We start from the raw sequence: 15,615 nt of genomic DNA, 5'->3' as shown, positions 1-15,615 counted from the left end.
AGTCAGTCCTTGATGCCTCTGTGCAGCGCGACGATGCCGCCGCTGAGATTGCGCCAGGCGACCTTGGACCAGCCGGCCTTCTGCAGCAGGGCGGCCAGCGCCGGCTGGTCGGGCCATTCGCGGATGGACTCGGCGAGGTACACGTACGGGTCGGGGTCGGAGACCACCGTGCGGGCCACCGGCGGCAGCGCCCGCATCAGGTACTCCGTGTAGACCGTTCGCAGCGGCGCCCAGGTGGGCTGCGAGAACTCGCAGATGACGACCTGCCCGCCGGGCTTCGTCACCCGGTACAGCTCGCGCAGGGCGGCGTCGGTGTCCTGGACGTTGCGCAGCCCGAAGGAGATCGTGACGGTGTCGAAGGCGTCGTCCTTGAACGGCAGCTTCGTCGCGTCACCGGCGGTCAGCGGCAGCCAGGAGTGCTTCTTCTTGCCCTCCATGAGCATGCCCAGGGAGAAGTCGCAGGGGACGACGTACGCGCCGGTGGCGGCGAAGGGCAGCGAGGAGGTGGCGGTTCCGGCGGCCAGGTCGAGGACGACGTGCCCGGGGCGCGCACCGACCGCCTTGGCGACAGCCTTGCGCCACAGCCGGGCCTGGCCCAGCGAGATGACGTCGTTGGTGAGGTCGTATTTCGCCGCGATGCCGTCGAACATGGAGGCGACTTCGTGCGGCTGCTTGTCCAGGGAAGCCCTTGTCACTGGCGTTCGCCCCTCGGTGTGCGATGCGGATCGGCGGATGAGCCCCATCCTCTCAGGCCCCGCCCCCCACCGACCGCGCGGGCTCCGCCACCCCCGGCCCCCCTTCCCACCGGAAGGATGGCGGAAACTGTTCCGAAGGACAGTTACGCCGCGCCCCGCCCGACACGTTGACTGACATGGTGCGGCCCGGTGAAAGTCACCCACCGGATCGGTGACCGAATCGTGGCCGGTCCGGCAGTGGCCGCTGCGAACAGGAAGCTTCACGATGCCGCCAGGCCATTCCACCGGTCGCTCCCGCCGCACCAGCCCGCGCGCCCAGCGCCGGGCCGAGCGGCGCAAGCGGCTGCGGCGCACCATCCTCCTCGGCTCGGCGGCACTGGCCGTGGTCTCGGCGACCGCGTACACGCTGCTGCCCCAGGACGACGACGCGAAGGCCTCAGCCGGCCGGGCCGCGGCCAAGCCGGACCCGACGGCCGGGGAGTCCGCCGACGGTTCCGCGAACGCACTCCCGCAGGGCGGCCAGGAGTCCCCTTCCGCCCAGCCGTCCACCTCGCCCAAGGCGTCCCTTCCCGGCTCGCCCACGCCGTCGCCGTCCGGCGCCACCACACCGGCCCAGCCGGGCGGCACCTTCAAGTCCTCCACCACCGCGGGCAAAGCACAGGGCAAGGGGCCCGCGCGCCGCTGGCGGATCGAGGTCGAGGAGGGCAGCGGGGTCGACCCGGAGTCGGCCGCCCGCTCGGTCGAGGCGATCCTCGGGGACCCGCGCGGCTGGACCCAGGACCCGAAGTACGGCTTCCAGCTCGTCGGGGCCGGCCAGCCGGTCGATTTCAGCATCAAGATCGCCACGCCCAAGACCACCGACCGCCTGTGCGACGTGGTCACGCCCGAGCTGATCGGCGAGACCAACTGCAGCACGGGGCACACCGTGGTGGTCAACCTCAAGCGCTGGCAGGAGGGTTCGCCGCAGTTCGACGGCACGCCCGAGGAGTACCGGGCGCTGATCGTCAACCACGAGGTCGGCCACGAGCTCGGCCGCGGGCACGAGACCTGCCCCGCCCCCGGGAAGCCCGCTCCCGCGATGATGCAGCAGATCAAGGGGCTCCTCGGCTGCAAGTCCAACGCCTGGCCGTACGACGCGAATGGAACCTACCTGTCCGGTCCGTCCGTCCTCTAGGGCGAGAGGCGGCCACAGGACGGGCGCCGGGGGCTAGGAGAAAACGTGCGCGTCGTCAGCTTCAGCGTCCCGGCGTGGTTCCCCTCGTACGAGGAGCCGGGCGCGGAGGAACAGGCGCCGCGCGAGGACGTGCCGGGCGCCGCCGTGCCGGACGGCTCCGCGCCGGACGGGTGCCGGCCCGTCGACGCCCAGCTGACCGAGCAGGAATCGGCGGTGTTCCTGTGCCTGGCCACCGGCGCCTCCAACCGGGAACTCGCCGACGAGCTCCAACTCTCCGTCAGCACGGTCAAGTTCCACGTGGTGAACATACGGGCCAAGCTGGGCGGCATCAGCCGCCTGCAGGCCTGTTTGCTGGCCGCCCTCGCCCGGGAGGACACCCGGCGCGCCGAGGACGCCACCGGCGACGCGGAGAAAGGGCCCGCCGGCGACGGGGAGAACGGGCTCAGCGACGACGGTGGAGCAACCGCCCGCCGATGACCGTGGCCACGCACGTGGTCGCACCCCGCTCCAGCAGCTCGGCCTCGTCCGCCGCCGCGAAGACCGCGAAGCGCGCCGGAACCCCCGCCTCCAGGATCCCGTGGAAGGCCTCCGCCGCGGCGCCCCGCCCGGCGAAGGGATCCAGTGCGGGCAGCCCCTCGTAGGCGGCGGGCGGCAGGATCGTGAGCCCGGACCGGGACACCGCCGTGCGCACCGCGGGGATCGTGAAGCGGCCGCAGACCGCCACCACCCCGCGGGCCAGCAGCCGCTGCGTACCGCGCCGGGCGCTGTGGCCCCACCGCGGCTCGGTCATCCTCAGCGCCTCCAGCGCGGCCGCCCCCCGGATCGGGTCGGCGCCGAGCTCGGTGACCTCGTACGGGTCGTCCGGGTAGTACGTGCGCTCCAGCAGCTCGTCCGCGCCGCGCACCACCAGCCCCGGGGTGATCACCCCGGGCCAGCGGCGGGTCCGGGCGTGCGGGTGCGCCGCGGCGACCTCCTCGTACGGCCCCACGCGGGCTATCCGGTCGCCGTCGACGAGGACCGCACCGCCCGGCAGCGGCGCGGATCCGGGCCCGGGGACCAGGAGTTCGGCGGTGTGCAGCGTCAGCATCGGTCGGCGGGCGTCGTCAGTTCGTGGAGATGAGCTTCAGCTCGGGGTGCGCCGTGCCGCCCTCGATGGCGGTGGAGGAGATGTGCGAGACCACGCGCTCGTCGACCGGGTCGTTCGCCGGGTCGTCGTGCACGAGCAGGTGCTCGTAGGTCGTCGCGCGCTGCGCCGGGGTGCGGCCCGCCTTGCGGATCAGGTCGATGATCTCTTGGCGGTTGGAGCGGTGCTTGGCACCGGCCGAGGAGACGACGTTCTCCTCCAGCATGATCGACCCGAGGTCGTCGGCGCCGTAGTGCAGCGAGAGCTGGCCCGCTTCCTTGCCGACGGTCAGCCAGGAGCCCTGGATGTGGGCGATGTTGTCGAGGAAGAGGCGCGCGATCGCGATCATGCGCAGGTACTCGAAGATCGTCGCCTGGGTGCGGCCCTTGAGGCGGTTGTTCTCGGGCTGGTAGGTGTACGGGATGAAGGCGCGGAAGCCGCCCGTACGGTCCTGCGTGTCGCGGATCATCGCGATGTGCTCGATGCGCTCGGCGTTGGTCTCGCCGGTGCCCATCAGCATGGTGGAGGTGGACTCCACGCCCAGCTTGTGGGCGATCTCCATGATCTCCAGCCAGCGCTCGCCGGACTCCTTGAGCGGCGCGATCGCCGTGCGCGGCCGCTCCGGCAGCAGCTCGGCGCCGGCGCCCGCGAAGGAGTCGAGGCCGGCCGCGTGGATGCGCCGGATGGCCTCCTCCGCCGAGACGCCCGAGATGCGGGCCATGTGCTCGACCTCGGACGCGCCGAGGGAGTGGATGACCAGCTGCGGGAAGTCCTTCTTGATGGCCGAGAAGTGGTGCTCGTAGTACTCGACGCCGTAGTCCGGGTGGTGCCCGCCCTGGAACATGATCTGGGTGCCGCCGAGCTCGACGGTCTCCGCGCAGCGGCGCAGGATGTCGTCGAGGTCGCGGGACCAGCCCTTCTTTGCGTCCTTGGGGGCCGCGTAGAAGGCGCAGAACTTGCACGCCGTGACGCACACGTTGGTGTAGTTGATGTTGCGCTCGATGATGTACGTCGCGATGTGCTCGCTGCCGGCGTAGCGGCGGCGGCGCACGGCGTCGGCCGCCTGGCCCAGCGCGTGCAGCGGTGCGTGGCGGTAGAGGTCGAGCGCCTCTTCCTTGGTGATCCGGCCCCCCGCGGCGGCGCGGTCGAGGACAGACTGGAGAACGGCCTGGTCGGTCACCGGTGAGTCACCTTTCGGCGGTGTGTCTGTGTCAAGGTCCGGACCGAGCCAGCCTACGCCAGGGTCCGGCGACGGATTTCAGGGGCTGCGCGTGAGGTCGCCCTCGGGGTTTCCGGCCGCGCCGTCGCCCGACTTGTAGTGGAGCGTCCCGTTGTCGTTGAGGGTGAACCGCTCGTCGGCGGAGCCGTTGGAGCACATGCCGGGCGCCGGGTTGGGTCCGGCGGAGGTGTCCAGGACCAGGGAGCGGTCGGTCGCCGCGGCGAGCCTCCAGTCGCCGCTGCAGTCCGTGCCGAGGACGGGGATGACCGACTTGTCGCGGCCGACGACGTCACCGACCTTGCCCGCCTTGACGGTGATCTCGAACTCGGTGGACAGGCGCGTGTGGGCGGTGGTGACGGTGCCCTTCCACGTGCCGATGAGCTCCTTGGGGACGTCGGTACGGGTCCCCTTGGGGGCGGCGCTCCCGCTCCCGGTCGGGACCGAGGAGGGCGTGGCCGCCGGGGCCGGCGCGGACGCCGAGACGGAGGGGTGCGCTCCGGCATCGGCCAGGTCCCGCTCCTTGCCGCCCTGGCCCGGCAGCAGGTCCAGGAAGTAGATCCCGCCGGACAGCACCGCCAGGACGGCCGCCGCGGCCAGTACGACGGTGCAGCTGAACCGGCGCCCCGCGGCGCTGACGGTGACCTGCCGCCCGTCGGAGGGGGTCCGCTGCCCGGGCAGCCCGCTGCCGGCGGCGGTCTCGGTCGGCGAGGCGTACGGGCTCGCCGCCGGGCCGGAGCCGACGGTGGGCGCGCTCCCGTACGGGCCGGAACCGCCGGGCGGGGCGTAAGGGCCGGCGACGCCGCCGTAGGAGGGGTCCGGGGCCCCGAAGCCCGCACCGGCGGGGGCGTAGGACCCGGCGGTGAAGGGGACCGGGCCCGACACGGCCTCCGCCGCGGCCCCGGCTCCGGCTCCGGCTCCGGCCGGGGCCCTGCCCCCTCCCGCACCGCCCTCCGGGGAATCGGCGTCCAGGTCCAGCAGGGCCACGGCGGCCCGGCTGGCCTCCTCGACCAGCGGCCCGGGCAGCCAGCCGGGCGCGCCCAGGGCCCCGCCGAGGGCCGCCACGACCACCTCGGGGGCCGGCCGGTCGGTCGCCGTCTTGGCCAGGCAGGACTCGATCAGGTCGCGCAGCTCCCCGGCCGGGAGCGCGCCCAGCTCGGGCGGCTCGTGGACCACCTTGTACAGGAGGGTGGCCGAGTTGTCCCCGCTGAAGGGCGGCCGCCCGGTCGCCGCGAAGGCCATGACCGCCCCGAGCGAGAACACGTCGGCCGCCCCGGTGATCCCCTTGCCCAGGATCTGCTCGGGCGACATGTAGCCGGGCGAGCCGACGGAGACACCGGTGGAGGTCAGCGAGGCGGTGCCGTCCGTGGCCCGCGCGATGCCGAAGTCGATCAGCCGCGGCCCGTCGAGGGTGAGCATCACGTTCGACGGCTTCACGTCCCGGTGGACGAGGCCCAGGCCGTGCACGGCCACCAGGGCGCGCGCCAGACCCGCGCCTATGGCCCGTACCGATGCCTCCGGCAGCGGGCCGTGCGCGGCCAGCGCACGGTCCAGGGAGGGCCCTGCCACGTATCCGGTGGCCACCCACGGCACCGGGGCCTCGGGGTCCGCGTCCAGCACCGGCGCGGTCCACTCGCCGCCCACCCGGCGGGCCGCCTCCACCTCACGGCGGAACCGGGCCCGGAACTCCTCGTCGGTGGCGAAGTGCGGGTGCACGATCTTGACGGCGACCGTCCGGCCGCCCGCGCTGCGCCCCAGGTAGACCCGGCCCATGCCGCCCGCGCCGAGCCGGCCGAGCAGCCGGTAGGCGCCGATGGTCCGTGGCTCACCGGCTTCGAGCGGCTGCATCGCGTCCCCCAATTCCCCGTGATCCCGGGCGTCTTGTGCCGCCCGGCCGAGCAGCAGCCTAGGCGGTGCCGGAGCGGGACGGGGACGCAGCGAGGTCACCCTTTTGCATTTCCCTCCCGGGGCGAGAAATGCTAAAAGGGCGGGAATTCCCGGTAAACCTCACATCCGTCGCTGTCCACCCTTTGGACTACAGCCGGGTAAACCCGGTCAGCACTCCTGGACCACCGTGCTCAGCAGCTCCACGTCGACATCCGCGGGATACCCGGTCGTCGATCCCGTACGGCGTGCGAATTCACGTACGCCCGCCAGCTGCTCGGGGCCGAAGCGGAAGTCGAGCGTCGTGAAGTAACGCTCCAGCAGCTCCGCGTCGAAGGCCTCCCAACGGGCCGCCTGTTCGGCCACCTTGGTGACCTCTTCCAGGGAGACGTCCCGGGAGGAGAGGAAGGCCTCGTGGACCTCCCGCACGACGGCGGGCTCGCGGGCGAGGTAATCCTTGCGGGCGGCCCAGACGGCGAAGACGAACGGCAGCCCGGTCCACTCCTTCCACATGTGCCCCAGGTCGTGCACGGTCAGCCCGAGCCGGGGCGCGTCGTGCAGGGAGGCCCGCAGCGCGGCGTCCCCGATCAGTACGGCCGCGTCCGCTTCCTGCATCATCACGCTCAGGTCGGGCGGGCAGGTGTAGTAGTCGGGCCGTACGCCGTACTGCTCGGAAAGCAGCAGCTGGGCGAGGCGTACGGACGTACGGGAGGTGGAGCCGAGTGCGACGCGGGCTCCGTCGAGCTGCTCCAGGGGGACCTGCGAGACGATCACGCAGGACATCACCGGACCGTCGCAGCCGACCGCGATGTCGGGGAAGGCGACGAGCTGGTCGGCGTTGCGGAGGAACTCCACGAGGGTGATCGGGGCGATGTCCAGGTCCCCCTGGACGAGGCGCTCACTGAGTTTCTCGGGGGAGTCCTTGGTCAGCTCCAGGTCCAGCAGAGTGCCGGTTCTGGCCAGCCCCCAGTAGAGGGGCAGGCAGTTCAGGAACTGAATGTGGCCGACGCGGGGCCGGCTGCGATAGACGTCCACATCGCGAGACTAGCGGCCGGGTCTGCGTCAGCCTTGCGGCGGGTCTCAAACGTCCGGGTGACGTGATCTTTCCCTCTGGTCTCGGCCGCAGGGTGCGTGCTAGGCTCGACGCAAGTTGCAGTTTGGTTTCCCTTGCAGTACGAGGCCTGCGGAGAATGTGACCCGCAGGCTTTTGTAGTTTTCAGACTTCTTAGCAGGTTCTGGAGCAGGGCGACCCTTTGGCCCATAGGAGGGCTCATGGCTACCGGAACCGTGAAGTGGTTCAACGCTGAAAAGGGCTTCGGCTTCATCGCCCAGGACGGCGGCGGCCCGGATGTCTTCGTCCACTACTCCGCGATCAACGCCTCTGGCTTCCGCTCCCTCGAGGAGAACCAGACGGTGAACTTCGACGTCACGCAGGGTCCGAAGGGCCCGCAGGCGGAGAACGTCACCCCGGCCTAGTCGCCTGGGCCAACTCTCGCGGGTTGGAAAAGCAGTACCCAAGGAGCCCTGTCCCCTCTGCGCGAGCAGATCCGGCAGGGCTCCTGCCTTTCCCCCTGCCCCTCGCCCGCCGGCGTGGGGCAGGGGGAGCAACGCAGTGGCCCCCAGCACCGTGGAACGGTGCTGGGGGCCACTGGCGTACCTACCGGCCTCAGGGGCGGGCGGCCGGCTCCTTCGCGGGAGACTGGGCCGGAGCCGGGGTCGTGGTCGGCGTCGTGGGCGTCGTGGGCGTGGTCGGCGTCGTGGCCGGAGCCGTGACCTTGAGCTCCAGGACCAGGGTCACCTTCTCCTTGGTGGTCAGGCGCACGAAGTAGGGGCCCGGGGCCACGTCCGTGGTGAACAGCTCCGGCAGGACGATCATGCCGTCGGCGCCCGCCTTGGCCAGCAGCCGGCCGAAGACCGGCTTCCCGGCCTCGTCCTTGAAGAACGGGCCCTTCGCGGCCTCCGGGTCCACCGGGACCCACTTGCCGTCGGCGTCCTTCACGACCACCTCGGCGACGGCCTCCGTGCCCGCGACGGGCTTGCCGGCGGCGGTGGCGAAGACCTCCACGCCGGTGAAGCTCTGGCCCGCGAGGGCCTCCAGCGGCTTCGCGTCACCCGCACGGGCCAGCTTGTCGGCGACCGTCACCGTCACCGTGACCTTGCCCTCGAACTGCACGGTGAACCCGCCCTGCTTGTCGTAGGCCGAGGCCCGCAGGGTGAAGGTGCCGGCCTTGGGACCCGCCTTGAGTCCGGGCGCGGCGGCGATGCCGTCGGCGCCCGCCTTGACCACCAGGGAGTCCGCCGTACCGAAGCGGGTGCCGCCGGTGGTGTCCCCCTCGACCGCGAAGACGACCTCCTGGTTGACGGCGGGCTTGCCGTCGCTGAGGAGCACCTTGACCTTCGGGACCTCCGCGAAGGCCGCACCGGCCTCGGCCGTGAGGCCGGGACCACCCAGGAGCGCCAGCTCCGCCAGGCGCGGGGTGGCCGGCTTCGGCTGCTCCGGCGTCGGCGTCGGTGTGGGCTTGGGGGTGGGGGTCGGCGTCGGGGTGGGCTTGGGCGTCGGCGTCACCGGGGTCGACGGCGTGACCGGGTTCGACGGCGTGACCGGCACGCGCGGGGTGGGCAGGGTGCTGCCCGGCGGCTGCGTCGGGTAGTCCCCGACGGGCGGGTTCGCCACCGCGTCCGCGCCACCGGCCTGGTACTGGCGCATGTAGCCGAGCACGGTGTTCACGTACTCGCGGGAGTTGTTGTAGCTGAGGATCGCCTGGTCGAGCTTGGCCGCGTCGGACAGGTCGCGGTCGCCCGCGCACAGGTAGAGACCCGCGCCCAGTGCCGCGTCGTAGATGTTGTTCGGGTCCCGCTTGGAGTCGCCGTTGCCGTCGGCGCCCCAGGTGCGCCAGGTGGACGGGATGAACTGCATCGGGCCGACGGCCCGGTCGTACACCGCGTCCGCGTCCCACTCGCCCTTGTCCGTGTCCCGGATCTCGGCGAAGCCGTTGCCGTCGAGGCGGGGGCCGCGGATGGGCTTCTCGGTGTAGCCGTCCGCCTTGAGGCCGTAGCCCGAGGCGTGGACGGACTCCACGCGGCCGATGCCCGCGAGCAGCTGCCAGGGCAGCTTGCAGCCGGGGAGCGCGGCGGCCACCGACAGCTCGGCACGGTGGTAGGCGTCGAGGGCGGTAGCGGGTATCCCGCTGGCCCCTTCCGGAGCGGCCACCCCGGAGGGCGGCGGGTCGGCGATGATGTCGGGCAGATCCAGCCGGGCGTCACCGCGGTCGGCGGCCTGCGGACTGTCCGGAGTGGGCTCGGACTCTCCCGCGTCGGCGGTCGACGGACTGGTCACGACCGCGGCGGTGGTCAGGCTGGCCGCGAGCGCGGCCGTGCACAGGACCTTGCGCGAGGTATTGACGAGGTGGCGGTGAAGCGGCTTCACAGTGCGGCGATCCCCCCAAGGAGCCGTCAAGACGTACATGGCTGGTCGAGCCGTGAATATCCACTGTCTATCAGGTATTTGCCCCCGACTCGCCGTTGCTCCGGGAGATGTGACGCACCATTCGTCTCGGCTTCACCCGGCTCTCACGACCGAATGGACAGCCGCCCCGAACCCTCGCCCGAATCACCCCGATGACAGACCATTTCTACCACCTGTCATCGAAGGTGTGATCCAGCTCACTCGACAAGGCCCGGCCGGGTGCGATGAATTCCGGCGAGCGCGGCGGTCTCCCTTGTACAAACAGCGGGACCGAGACGGAGGAACCACCCATGCGCATCGTCATCACCGAGTTCATCAGCCTGGACGGCGTCGTACAGGCCCCGGGCGGCCAGGGCGAGGACAACGACGGCGGCTTCGCCCACGGCGGCTGGTCGCACCCGTTCTTCGACCCGGAGGTGGTCGGCGGCTCCTTCACCGAGGCGGTGGAGAACGCCGAGGCCCTGCTGTTCGGACGCCGCACGTGGCAGACGATGGCCGCGGCCTGGCCGGAGCGGGCGGGCGACCCGTTCGCCGACCGGATGAACTCCCTCCCGAAGTACGTGGTGTCCCAGAGCCTGGGCGAGGCAGATCTGGCGTGGGACAACACCACGCTCATCGCCGGAGACAAGGCAGTCGACCGGATCCGGGAGCTGCGCGAGGCCGAGGGCGGCGACGTGGTGGTCATGGGCAGCCCCACCCTCGTACGCACCCTGCTGGCCGAGGGCCTGGTCGACGAACTGCGGCTGATGGTCATGCCGGTGCTGCTCGGCGGCGGCAAGTCGATCTTCCCCGCCGACGGCGGACTGCGCACGCTCGAACTGGTCTCCACGGCGATCAGCCCGGCCGGCGTCCACGTGTGCACCTACCGCCCGGCCGCCTGAGCCGAAAGAGACGGCCTGGTCAGAAGACCAGCATGCCGATCTCGACCAGGATCCCGGCGACGGCGGCCGGCACGATGGCGACGACCAGGCCGGCGAGGGCCACGAACACGTAGCCCTCGCCGTCGGCCACCCGGCCCCGGCGGGCGCAGGCGAACAGCCAGGCCGCCAGGACCAGGAACGGCACGAGCAGCAGGCCGATGACGGTGCCGAAGCGGAACACGGCGCCGCCCGACAGTTCGTACGCCCGTCCCCGCGCCGTCCGGACCTCCACCCGCGTACCGGGCCGGTAGTCGTCGGCGGCCGTGTCCAGGACGATGTCGCGGGGCGGCCCGGCCGACCCCCGGGGGGTGTACCGGCCGGTGCAGTCGGTGCCCGTCGCATAGCCCTCTGCGTCGCTCGCCTCGTAGCACTCCTGGACGGAGAAGACCCCGTCGACGGGCCCGAACCCGAGCACGGCGGCCATCTGCGGCCCGGGCAGCAGCCACGTCAACCACCCGGCGAGGGCCAGGGTCACCACGACCCCGACCCCGGCGGCCCCCCGCCCCAACACCCGCACACCCCGTCGCCCCACGCCCGCCCCCTCGGTCCCCCGCCTGGCGCATACCCAGGCCGACGCCCCCCGACGCGGGACCTCCGGAGGGCGGGGGCGACGGGCCCTGCGTGCGTGACGTCGAGCGGCTCGGCAACACCTCAAGAAAGGGGAGGAGTTGCTCCGCTGGACGTTGACAGGCGGGTCGTGTTGGGGAGGCCGCTGCTGCTACGGTCATCCGTTCGCCGAGGAGGTCATGATGGCTGTTTCCCCGCCTGTCGCTGCCCGAGTGGACCTGCGCCGCCAGCCGCTCGACGACGTGCTGGAGCGTGTGGAGGGGGCCCTGCACGTTCAGTTGGACCGAGAAGCGCTGGTACGCAAGCGCCGTTCGGTGGGCAGCCGTACAGACCGAGGGACGTGGGTGCGTATCGAGCGGCGGGGGTTCGAGCGGATCGGCCCGCAGGGCTGGAACGGGACCGAGGTCGCTGCCGTTCTGCAAGGGGTCGCGATGCCCGAGTGGTACCAGGGCGTGGCGTGGCGCGAGCCGGGGGAACCGGTGATGTGGCGGGCGGATGAGCTGCAGTTGCTTGCGTCGCCGTCTGTCGCCAAGGGCGCCTTGGCCCTCGAAGACCCGGGCCTGCCGGATGCCTGGTGGTCGGCCCTGAACTCCTCTTTGGACGCCCTCGCTGGACAGCAGACGCCGCGAATCGCGACGCCGGATACGGTGACGATCACCCAGGAGCAGGTGACGCAGACACTCTGCGAGGTCTTTCCCGGCATCACTGATACGCGGATCGAGCGGTGGCTTCCGGCTCATGCCGATCTCACCTGGGCCAACGTGATGGGGCCGGAGTTCTCCATCATCGACTGGGAGGACTGGGGCATGGCACCCCGAGGCCTGGACGCCGCCACCCTGTGGGGTAACGCGCTGGCCGTCCCGGCGCTCGCGGACCGCGTCCGTCAGGAGCGACGTGCGGACTTGGAGTGCCGGGACGGCAAGCTGATGTCGCTGTTCTTCCTGTCGAAGGTCGTCGGACCTCACGCGTACGAGGAGGATCCGCTGCTGGCCCCGGCCCGGAAGGAGGGCGAGCGCATGGTGGCCGAGCTTCAGCTCTGACGGTGTCCATGGAGGGCGCGCAGGTACTGACTGACGGCGGTGGGGTTCACCTCCGCGCCCAGGGCCGTGACGAGCTGGGCCAGGTGACCGGGGTCGTCGGTGCCGACGGTCACCGCGGCAGCACTCGGCAGGTGGAACGCCGTACGGAATGCTGCCTACACGCGGGACAAGCCATCGTGGGGCGGTCGAAGGAACGGGCGAGGGTCGAAGTCTTCCCACACCCTTCGGTTGCCACCCCCGAACGGGCTCATGCCCCAGGTCTCGCCCGCCTGCCAGGCATTGCGCAGGACGACTGTGGTGTCGAGGAGATCGAGCCCCACGATGAATTGTGCCGGAGGCCGGTCGGAGGTCAGCGGCCGGGATCACCAGCGATGGCCAGGGCGACCATCAGGACGCTGACGGCGACGGCGTACAGGAGGCCGGCGAGCTGTTAACGGCCAGCCCCCCGGGGCGCGTGCAGTCAGCCGCGTTCCGGGCTGGAGGGGCCCTCGACCACCCACTCCACCCCACCGCCCTCCGGCCGGGCGAAGACGGCGTTCTGCATGACGACGCGGGATTTGAGGTCCTCGAATTCGCCGATGAACTGGACGATGCCGGTGCGGCCGTTCAGCGGGTCGCGGATGCGGGTGCCCTCGCTGACCCAGCCTGGCACGGTCTGACGCTGACGATTACGGCTCTTGGTAGACACTGCGCCTCTCCTCGGTCTCGGTCGGGCACTGCACTCCGGGGCCGCAGCGGGCCGTAGGTGTGACGTTGCGGACGGCCCGACGACCCGCTGCGAGGGGGAGGCCGCCTCTCCGGGCGGCTGTGACCAGTCAACTGCCGTCAGCGTTTGGACGGATGGGCCAGAAGACATGGGCATTCCGGGGACATGACCAGGTTTTATGGCCAGGCTGGGATCCGGGCTCTGTGGATGGCCAGGGGTGGCGATGATGACCACGAACGAGGACGACGGCGTGGAACCGATCGGGCCGCTGTTGCGGCGCCTGCGGATGGCCGGCGGGCGCACGCAGGAGGAACTGGCGGCTGATCTCTCCACGCGGCGGGGGTACCCGCTGGAGCAGGGTGCGGTGTCGCGGTGGGAGACCCACGAGCGTCTCCCGGACCCGGCTTCGAGGGCGCTGCTGTCTGCGGAGTTCGGCCTGCCGGAGACGGAATTGCGGCGGGCCGTCACTCTCGCCCGGCGTCTGCGACGTCAGGAGAAGAAGGACGAGACCGACCAGGAGAACGACGTGTTCGACCGCCGCGGATTCATGACGGCTTCGGCCGGCGCCGGGATCGCCGTCATACAGCCCTCTTCGCTGCTTTCGTCGGGGAGAAGGATCGGGGCCGACGTCCCGAAGCAGTTGAGCCACCGCACCGCCCGGCTCCGCCGCCTGGACGACTTCGTGGGTGGCGGAGACACCTACCAGATGTACGTCCGGGAGTTGGAGGACACGACCCGACTGGCGGACGAAGGGGTCTACAGCGAGGCGACAGGCCGGGGACTGCGCGGAATCATCGCGGAACAGGCGCAGCTGGCGGGCTGGGCGGCGTACGACGCCGGAAACTACGAGGGCGCCCGCGGGCACTACATGACGGCCTTGGCCGCATCGCGGGCCGCAGAGGACACCGCCCTGGAGGGCAACTCGCGCGCGTTCCTGGCCTACCTGGAGTGGACTGTGGGTGGTGGCTCCGGGATCAAGTTCGCCACCGCCGCATACGAGGCACTCGGCTCCGGGACAGCGCCCGTGGTGCGGGCACTGCTGGCGGACCGGCTGGCGTGGCAGCACGCGACCGTGGGGAACGGCCGGGAGGCGGACTACGCCCTGGGCGTTGCCGAAGATGCCATCCACGAACACAGCGACGAGCCAGGCCCGGACTGGGCGTACTGGGTGGACCTGGACGAGATCGCGATCATGACGCGCAGACCTATCCGAGGTGTCGGTACGTCGTCTCGATAGGTCCGGTCACCTGCCCAGAGGCAGCCAGGCTCGCCCCCACTGCCGACAGTGAAAGTTTCTGCGCGCCGCCGTGGGTGTTCACAGTCGTGATCACGATCCAGAAGTCAGCCATGCAAACAACATAAGCGCTCCATGGCTCCACCAGTCTGAAAAAAATTGAAGCCCGGACTGTCGCGGCAATCCGCACCGGACGGCGCACCGCACAAGGAAAGTTCAGCTGCACAGTGGAGCCGAACGGGCCCTCCGTGAAGGCCAGGCTACTGTCGCGCGATCAAGACATCTCGCCGAAGCTCACTCGGACGGTCGATCGCCGCGAACCGGCAGCCCACAGAAACAAGGCCATCAAATCAACTGCGCCTGTTTTTAGGTCTGTTGCGAGCTGCAAGGCGGAGATGTGAGCGAGCAGTCCGCATGCCTCGAAGCCGCCTCAGCTTGTCCGGAAACCATTACTATGACCCGTTGATCACTTGAGAGGGGCTTATCGCGCTCATATGGTCACTTCTGATCGCAGGAGTGAACGACCACAGCAGGGGACGCAGATGGAAGACGGGCGAACGACCGGGGTAGTCCTGGGACTTGCGGGCTTCAACACGGCCCTGACCATTGCAGCAGCCGTCGTCACTTGGGATGACGGTCCCACTCCCTGGGTGGCCGCTGCGGCGAGTTCTTTGCTCGTCTTCCTCGTGCTTCTTCGCAAGCGCTGATGGCCATGATCCGTGCGAGCAATTTTCCATTATCCGTGCTCAAGAAGGAAACGCCGCCTTGAAGCTCTCTTACCGCATAGCCACCGCCACCCTGGCTGGCCTCGCCCTCGTCGGCACGACAGCCGCGCAGAGCCACGCGTTCGCCCCCTCGGCGTTCAGCTCGGTGTCCGCCTCGGGCTCTGTATCTCCCGAGACCGCCGCACTGGCCAAGAACATCCAGACGCTTCAGAGCCAGGCTTCCGTCATCGAGGGCGAGCAGGCCAAGACCTGGGTGGAGAGGGTCGGCGCAGATGTGGACGGCAAAAAGATCACCGTCCACCTGAACGACGGCTCGTCCCTGGTGACGGAGGGCGCGACCGTCTACAAGTTCAAGAACGGCAACACCCAGGTGGCCGTTCCCATCAGCGGCCAGGTCGTCGGCGCGAGCCTGAACGCTGTGTACAACTCCTCCGGCAAGCTGGTCGAGACGCTGGAAATGCAGCTCACCCACGACGACAAGACCGGACACGCGCAGGTGTGGCGCAACGGCAGCCTGACCGCCGACAAGATCATCAAGGCGGAGGACCTGCCCAAGGACCTCAGCATCAAGCAGCCGCAGCTCTCGACCTTCGGCTTCAGCTGGAGCAAGCTGAACAACTGTCTGGCCAGTGCGGGTGTCTCGTCCTGGACCCTCGCGCTGATCGGTACCGCGTGCGCCGCCGCCTGCGTAGGAACAGCCGGGGCCGCCTGTGTTCCCTGCATCACCGCCGCCGGCGGCCTCGGCGCAGGCACCGTGTGGTTCTGCATTGGCAAGGCCACCACCTGACAGGCCCCGCCACTGAAGTAGACCCGCGGCCGTTCGCCCTCAATCGCAGTGAGGGCGAACGGCCGCAGGCCGTCAAAC

The 15,615-nt window shown here is 70.6% G+C and carries 16 protein-coding genes; 7 read left to right on the top strand and 9 right to left on the bottom strand.

Annotation, left to right across the window (positions count from 1 at the left end):
* Positions 1 to 2: 2 nt before the first annotated feature.
* Entirely contained in the window at positions 3 to 695 is a 693-nt protein-coding gene (locus ACXNSR_RS22635) for a demethylmenaquinone methyltransferase (RefSeq protein ID WP_458637347.1), read from the bottom strand.
* A gap of 265 nt (positions 696 to 960) precedes the next feature.
* Here ACXNSR_RS22635 and ACXNSR_RS22630 point away from each other — a divergent pair, with 265 nt between their 5' ends.
* The gene (locus ACXNSR_RS22630; RefSeq protein WP_458637346.1) at positions 961 to 1,869 is read left to right on the top strand and encodes a DUF3152 domain-containing protein; all 909 of its coding nucleotides are present in this window, start codon (positions 961 to 963) and stop codon (positions 1,867 to 1,869) included.
* 45 nt (positions 1,870 to 1,914) lie between these two features.
* Positions 1,915 to 2,346 (top strand): response regulator transcription factor, encoded by a 432-nt coding sequence (locus tag ACXNSR_RS22625; RefSeq protein WP_458637345.1) that lies wholly within the window; start codon positions 1,915 to 1,917, stop codon positions 2,344 to 2,346.
* Here the strand turns inward: ACXNSR_RS22625 and ACXNSR_RS22620 are convergent.
* From ACXNSR_RS22620 to ACXNSR_RS22605, 4 genes are all read right to left on the bottom strand, one after another.
* Positions 2,312 to 2,956 carry an imidazolonepropionase-like domain-containing protein gene (locus ACXNSR_RS22620; protein WP_458637344.1) on the bottom strand — a complete coding sequence of 215 codons (645 nt, stop codon included), beginning with the start codon at positions 2,954 to 2,956 and terminating at the stop codon, positions 2,312 to 2,314. The two genes, ACXNSR_RS22625 and ACXNSR_RS22620, sit on opposite strands and share 35 nt — an antisense overlap.
* 16 nt (positions 2,957 to 2,972) lie before the next feature.
* Entirely contained in the window at positions 2,973 to 4,172 is a 1,200-nt protein-coding gene (mqnC, locus tag ACXNSR_RS22615; protein ID WP_458637343.1) for a cyclic dehypoxanthinyl futalosine synthase, read from the bottom strand.
* Between the two features lie 78 nt (positions 4,173 to 4,250).
* Positions 4,251 to 6,056 carry a serine/threonine-protein kinase gene (locus ACXNSR_RS22610; protein ID WP_458637342.1) on the bottom strand — a complete coding sequence of 602 codons (1,806 nt, stop codon included), beginning with the start codon at positions 6,054 to 6,056 and terminating at the stop codon, positions 4,251 to 4,253.
* 207 nt (positions 6,057 to 6,263) lie between these two features.
* Entirely contained in the window at positions 6,264 to 7,127 is an 864-nt protein-coding gene (locus tag ACXNSR_RS22605) for a menaquinone biosynthetic enzyme MqnA/MqnD family protein (protein ID WP_030012117.1), read from the bottom strand.
* Between the two features lie 237 nt (positions 7,128 to 7,364).
* Here ACXNSR_RS22605 and ACXNSR_RS22600 point away from each other — a divergent pair, with 237 nt between their 5' ends.
* The gene (locus ACXNSR_RS22600; protein WP_030012116.1) at positions 7,365 to 7,568 is read left to right on the top strand and encodes a cold-shock protein; all 204 of its coding nucleotides are present in this window, start codon (positions 7,365 to 7,367) and stop codon (positions 7,566 to 7,568) included.
* 190 nt (positions 7,569 to 7,758) lie between these two features.
* Here the strand turns inward: ACXNSR_RS22600 and ACXNSR_RS22595 are convergent, their stop codons facing one another.
* Positions 7,759 to 9,519: a lytic transglycosylase domain-containing protein gene (locus tag ACXNSR_RS22595; RefSeq protein WP_458637341.1), complete on the bottom strand. Its 1,761-nt coding sequence runs from the start codon at positions 9,517 to 9,519 to the stop codon at positions 7,759 to 7,761.
* Positions 9,520 to 9,848: 329 nt separating this feature from the next.
* Here ACXNSR_RS22595 and ACXNSR_RS22590 point away from each other — a divergent pair, with 329 nt between their 5' ends.
* Positions 9,849 to 10,439: a dihydrofolate reductase family protein gene (locus ACXNSR_RS22590; protein ID WP_458637340.1), complete on the top strand. Its 591-nt coding sequence runs from the start codon at positions 9,849 to 9,851 to the stop codon at positions 10,437 to 10,439.
* A gap of 19 nt (positions 10,440 to 10,458) precedes the next feature.
* On the opposite strand, the gene ACXNSR_RS22585 is transcribed toward ACXNSR_RS22590, so the two are convergent.
* Entirely contained in the window at positions 10,459 to 10,989 is a 531-nt protein-coding gene (locus ACXNSR_RS22585) for a hypothetical protein (protein ID WP_458637339.1), read from the bottom strand.
* A gap of 238 nt (positions 10,990 to 11,227) precedes the next feature.
* Here ACXNSR_RS22585 and ACXNSR_RS22580 point away from each other — a divergent pair, with 238 nt between their 5' ends.
* A complete protein-coding gene (locus ACXNSR_RS22580) occupies positions 11,228 to 12,085 on the top strand; it encodes a hypothetical protein (protein ID WP_458637338.1) in 858 nt (285 codons plus the stop codon).
* Here the strand turns inward: ACXNSR_RS22580 and ACXNSR_RS22575 are convergent.
* Both ACXNSR_RS22575 and ACXNSR_RS22570 read right to left on the bottom strand, forming a co-directional pair.
* Positions 12,076 to 12,198 (bottom strand): hypothetical protein, encoded by a 123-nt coding sequence (locus ACXNSR_RS22575; protein WP_458637337.1) that lies wholly within the window; start codon positions 12,196 to 12,198, stop codon positions 12,076 to 12,078. The genes ACXNSR_RS22580 and ACXNSR_RS22575 overlap by 10 nt on opposite strands.
* A gap of 347 nt (positions 12,199 to 12,545) precedes the next feature.
* Positions 12,546 to 12,773: a hypothetical protein gene (locus ACXNSR_RS22570; protein ID WP_458637336.1), complete on the bottom strand. Its 228-nt coding sequence runs from the start codon at positions 12,771 to 12,773 to the stop codon at positions 12,546 to 12,548.
* Positions 12,774 to 13,014: 241 nt separating this feature from the next.
* Here ACXNSR_RS22570 and ACXNSR_RS22565 point away from each other — a divergent pair, with 241 nt between their 5' ends.
* Both ACXNSR_RS22565 and ACXNSR_RS22560 read left to right on the top strand, forming a co-directional pair.
* Positions 13,015 to 14,028 (top strand): helix-turn-helix domain-containing protein, encoded by a 1,014-nt coding sequence (locus ACXNSR_RS22565; RefSeq protein WP_458637335.1) that lies wholly within the window; start codon positions 13,015 to 13,017, stop codon positions 14,026 to 14,028.
* A gap of 762 nt (positions 14,029 to 14,790) precedes the next feature.
* On the top strand, positions 14,791 to 15,537 hold the full coding sequence (locus tag ACXNSR_RS22560; protein WP_458637334.1) for a hypothetical protein: 747 nt from the start codon (positions 14,791 to 14,793) through the stop codon (positions 15,535 to 15,537).
* Positions 15,538 to 15,615: the final 78 nt, after the last annotated feature.

It is taken from the genome of Streptomyces sp. NC-S4, from assembly GCF_054353315.1.
Note: the sequence above shows the minus strand (reverse complement) of the source record. Positions and strands in the feature narration are given on the sequence as shown.

Excerpts from the sequence above, each read along its gene's own strand:
- ACXNSR_RS22630 (WP_458637346.1), top strand. The coding sequence starts at position 961 with ATGCCGCCAGGCCATTCCACCGGTCGCTCCCGCCGCACCAGCCCGCGC.
- ACXNSR_RS22620 (WP_458637344.1), bottom strand. The coding sequence starts at position 2,956 with ATGCTGACGCTGCACACCGCCGAACTCCTGGTCCCCGGGCCCGGATCC.
- ACXNSR_RS22610 (WP_458637342.1), bottom strand. The coding sequence starts at position 6,056 with ATGCAGCCGCTCGAAGCCGGTGAGCCACGGACCATCGGCGCCTACCGG.
- ACXNSR_RS22600 (WP_030012116.1), top strand. The coding sequence starts at position 7,365 with ATGGCTACCGGAACCGTGAAGTGGTTCAACGCTGAAAAGGGCTTCGGC.
- ACXNSR_RS22590 (WP_458637340.1), top strand. The coding sequence starts at position 9,849 with ATGCGCATCGTCATCACCGAGTTCATCAGCCTGGACGGCGTCGTACAG.
- ACXNSR_RS22580 (WP_458637338.1), top strand. The coding sequence starts at position 11,228 with ATGGCTGTTTCCCCGCCTGTCGCTGCCCGAGTGGACCTGCGCCGCCAG.
- ACXNSR_RS22565 (WP_458637335.1), top strand. The coding sequence starts at position 13,015 with ATGATGACCACGAACGAGGACGACGGCGTGGAACCGATCGGGCCGCTG.